Origin of the sequence: Mesorhizobium sp. M1A.F.Ca.IN.020.04.1.1 (assembly GCF_003997315.1) — a bacterium.
GTDB lineage: Bacteria > Pseudomonadota > Alphaproteobacteria > Rhizobiales > Rhizobiaceae > Mesorhizobium.
On the sequence record NZ_RZSN01000308.1, the window covers coordinates 1 to 3,600 of the forward strand.

The window sequence follows — 3,600 nt, forward strand, 5'->3', positions numbered from 1 at the left end:
GCCCATGCCGGCAATGTCGCCCGCCGTCACGTCAAGCCCGGCGATCAGCCGGTCCAGCACCCAGTCGAAACCGTTTTCCTTCGGGCTGCGGGCACAGCCGGGCGCGCCGATGACGCGCTTGCCGTCGAGCGTTCCGAGCACCAGCAGATTGCCGGGATCGACCGGCATGCCGGCTCGAATGACTTTGCCGCCCGCCTTCTCGATCGCGGCAGGGATGACATCGGCGAAATCGGCCAGCGCCGAGGCGCCGAAGATCACCACCATGTCGTTGTCGCGCGCCAGCGCGCTTGCTGCTTCCGCAACAAGCGTCACGTCATGCGGCGTGCGCCGCTCCGCCTTCAGCCGGCCGCCGGAGCGCGCCAGCCGCGCCTCGGTGACCCGCAGCGTCTTGTCGAGCACGCTCGGCTTCAAGCCGGGCAGCGTCGTCTGGATGACGCCGACATTGACCGGGCGATAGGCGTTGACGGCGCAGATTTCGCCGCCGGCGCAAATCCTGGCCACCGCATCGACTAGGCTCGCAGCGACGGCAAACGGAATGATCTTCACCGTCGCCACCATCTGGCCCGCCTCGACAGGCGCGTGCTGCGCCAGGGTAGCGATGGTGATCGCCGGGTCGATGGCATTGATGGCGTCGATCATCTTGGCGTCGACGGTGAAGACGCCTGCGGCTTCGGCATGCAGGTTCACGCGTCCCGTTGCAGCGGGCTTCGTCTCCACGTTGCGATGGGACATGCTCAACGCGATCTTTTCGGCTGCGGCATCCTCGCCGAGGTCATCGGGAGCCAGAACGGCCACGACGACTTCGCTGATGCCGGCCGCCTTCAGCGCAGCAACGTCCTCGCCGTTCAGCCGATGCGCCTTGCGGAATCGCCGCTCGCCGGCAGTGGTCGCATGCGCCAGCACCGCGCCTTCGGCCTCATCGATCGCGATCGGGCCGAACTTCACGCCACCGCGCCTTTGCTTTCCAGGCCGCGCGAGCGGAAGGCGTGGATGGTTTGTGCCAGCACCGCGACGGCGATCTCGGCCGGGCTCGCGGCGCCGATGTCCAGCCCGATCGGCGCATGGATGCGGGCGATCTGGTCGGCGCTGGCGCCGAGCGCCAGCAGACGCTCGACCCGCTTGGCGTGAGTCTTCCTGCTGCCAAGCGCCCCGACATAGAAGCACCTGGCGTCGAGCGCCGCCTTCAGCGCGAAATCGTCGATCTTGGGATCGTGAGTGACGGCGGCAAGCGCGGTGTAGCTGTCGAGCGGCTGGCGCTTCAGCACATCTTCCGGCCATTCGGCATGCAGCGCCACATCGTGGAAGCGCTCCGGCGTGGCGAAGGCGGTGCGCGGATCGATGATCTCGACCGGATAACCGGCGATTCTGGCCATCGGCGCCAGCGCCTGGCTGATATGCACCGCGCCGACCACCACCAGGCGCGGGCGCGGCAGATGCGCATTGAGAAAGAAAGTCCGCCCTTCCGCTTCCACCGATCGAGAGATGCCGGTGCGGAACGCACTGGCGATCGCCACGCCGAGCTCGCCCGCGACGCGGTCGCCTTCACGCACGATGCGGTCGCGGCCGTCACCGAGGTCGGTGACCAGCACCGCGGCGCGCCTGGCGCGGCGCTCTTCGTTCAATGTTTTCAGAACATACGGATCCATCCGCAGTCAACCCAGCCGCTCGACATAGACCTTGATGCGGCCGCCGCAGGACAGCCCCACCTGCCAGGCGGTTTCGTCGGCAACGCCGAACTCCAGCATCCTCGGCTTGCCCGAGCCGATGACGTCGATCGCTTCGGCCACCACCGCGCCCTCGACACAGCCGCCCGACACCGAGCCGTGGAAATTGCCTTCGGCGTCGATGACCAGATGGCTGCCGATCGGGCGGGGGGCCGAACCCCAGGTTTCGACCACGGTCGCGATGGCGACATTCTTACCGTTCTTCATCCAGCCTTCCGCGATGATCAGGGGATCGCGGAGCTCATCGAGATAAATGCTCTCGTCCATCGTCGCTTCTCACAAAGTCTGTTTTCTCGGGGAACGTCCCAGAGGAATATATCGCTGCGAAACATATGGCTACGCGGCCCGCCTGTCGCCAGTTCCCAGCCAGCGCCGCAGGTCCACAGCTGCGGCCGGCCGCTGGGCGAGCGGGGCGCAAGGATCGGCCAGCGCGTCCGAGATTGTGCACGGCGCGGAACTCGTTGCGGCAGCATCGCCTTCACGCCACGGGGGCGCGCCTCAAACCCATCAAAGCGCAAGAGCGGTTTTCACAGAACGTGGTAGTCGCGGTTGTGGTAGATCAGCGGCCGCAAATTATCGCCGATGCGCAGGCCTGTCACCTTGCCAAAAAGCACACGGTGGGTGGCCAAATCCTTGGTATCGATGATCTGACAATCGAAGACGGCGAGCGCGCCTTTCAGCGTCGGCGCGCCGGTCGAGATCACGTCCCATTCGCCGAGCGCGAAGCGCTCCTCGGACGGCAGGCCGGTGATGCCGGAAAAGCCGACCGACAGCGCCTCCTGGTCCGAGGCGAGCGTGTTCAGCGCGAAATTGCCGTTCCGGATGAAGGCCTCGTTCTTGGGATTTTCGCGGTTGAGGCAGACAAGCACGGCGGGCGGCGTATCCGAGACCGAGCAGGCGGCAATCACCGTTGCGCCTCGTCTCCCGGCCGGGCCGTCCGTGGTCACCACATGCACATGGCCGGCAAAATGCGCCATCGCATCGCGATAGGCTTGCGGCCCGATGTCATTAATCTTCAGCACCCGATGATCCACCTGCCAAAACGGAAGCTCGTTATATATGGCTGCATATTGTATGACACAAGCGAAGTGCTTGAGCGCAATCCTGAATTCGCGTGTTGCACCGGGATTAGGCAGCCTTTAGGTCTTTGCTGGAATAGTGCCGGAACAATACTCCCGGCACGGAGGACCTCTTCGCCCGAATGCGCCTTCTCACGACGACTTTAGCCGCGCTGCTTTGGCTGGCCGCGAGCGTCCATGCCGAGACGCTGGTTGGCGTCGCCGCACCGCTGTCGGGACCGTCGGCGATCCTCGGCAAGCAGATCGAGGCGGGGACCGCGCTGGCGGCGGAGGCCGAAGGCGTCGCCGTCCAAACCGTTGACGACGCCTGCACTGCCGATGGCGGTGCAGCGGCTGCCAGGCAGTTCGTGGATGCCAAGGTCAACATCGTTGTCGGTTTTCTGTGCACCGAAGCGATCGAGGCGGCGCTGCCGATCCTGAAGGATGCCAACATTCCGGTCATCGCGATCGGCGTGCGCACCGAGAGCCTGACCGACCGCCGCGCCAAGACCGGCTGGCCGGTCTACCGGCTTGGCCCGCGCGGCGACGACGAACGCAATGCGGTGGCCACGATCCTCACTCGGCTCTGGCAGAACGAATTGTTCGCCGTTATCGATGACGGCACCATCTATGGCCGAGAGATCGCAGAGACTTTCCGCGCGGCCGCCGAGCAGGCGGCGCTGAAACCGGTCTTCGTCGACACGTTCCGGCCGCAGCTCGACAACCAGATCGGGCTGATCGGCCGCCTGAAGAAAGCGGGGGCTACGAAAGTGTTTGCCGGCGGCGACGGCGACGACATCGCCATCATGGGGCGCGAC

Annotated in this window: 5 protein-coding genes and 1 pseudogene; 1 reads left to right on the plus strand and 5 read right to left on the minus strand. The window is 65.6% G+C overall.

The window, feature by feature from the left end:
- From EOA49_RS31000 to EOA49_RS31020, 5 genes and pseudogenes are all read right to left on the minus strand, one after another.
- Window positions 1-945: molybdopterin-binding protein (locus EOA49_RS31000; RefSeq protein ID WP_164749350.1), on the minus strand; the 945-nt coding region annotated here is incomplete at its 3' end.
- Complete coding sequence (locus tag EOA49_RS31005) at window positions 942-1,646, minus strand: XdhC family protein (RefSeq protein ID WP_127241611.1); 705 nt, start codon at window positions 1,644-1,646, stop codon at window positions 942-944. The genes EOA49_RS31005 and EOA49_RS31000, both read right to left, overlap by 4 nt.
- 6 nt (window positions 1,647-1,652) lie before the next feature.
- The gene (locus EOA49_RS31010; RefSeq protein ID WP_067328341.1) at window positions 1,653-1,991 is read right to left on the minus strand and encodes an XdhC family protein; all 339 of its coding nucleotides are present in this window, start codon (window positions 1,989-1,991) and stop codon (window positions 1,653-1,655) included.
- A 69-nt stretch (window positions 1,992-2,060) separates the two neighbouring features.
- Window positions 2,061-2,248: pseudogene (locus tag EOA49_RS33845) on the minus strand (VWA domain-containing protein); the annotation flags it as partial.
- 3 nt (window positions 2,249-2,251) lie between these two features.
- Window positions 2,252-2,746, minus strand: a complete 495-nt coding sequence (locus tag EOA49_RS31020) for a flavin reductase (protein WP_067328468.1) — start codon at window positions 2,744-2,746, stop codon at window positions 2,252-2,254.
- A gap of 179 nt (window positions 2,747-2,925) precedes the next feature.
- Here EOA49_RS31020 and EOA49_RS31025 point away from each other — a divergent pair.
- The coding region (locus tag EOA49_RS31025) for an ABC transporter substrate-binding protein (protein ID WP_164749351.1) at window positions 2,926-3,600 on the plus strand (675 nt) is incomplete at its 3' end.

Excerpts from the sequence above, each read along its gene's own strand:
- EOA49_RS31010 (WP_067328341.1), bottom strand. The coding sequence starts at position 1,991 with ATGGACGAGAGCATTTATCTCGATGAGCTCCGCGATCCCCTGATCATC.
- EOA49_RS31005 (WP_127241611.1), bottom strand. The coding sequence starts at position 1,646 with ATGGATCCGTATGTTCTGAAAACATTGAACGAAGAGCGCCGCGCCAGG.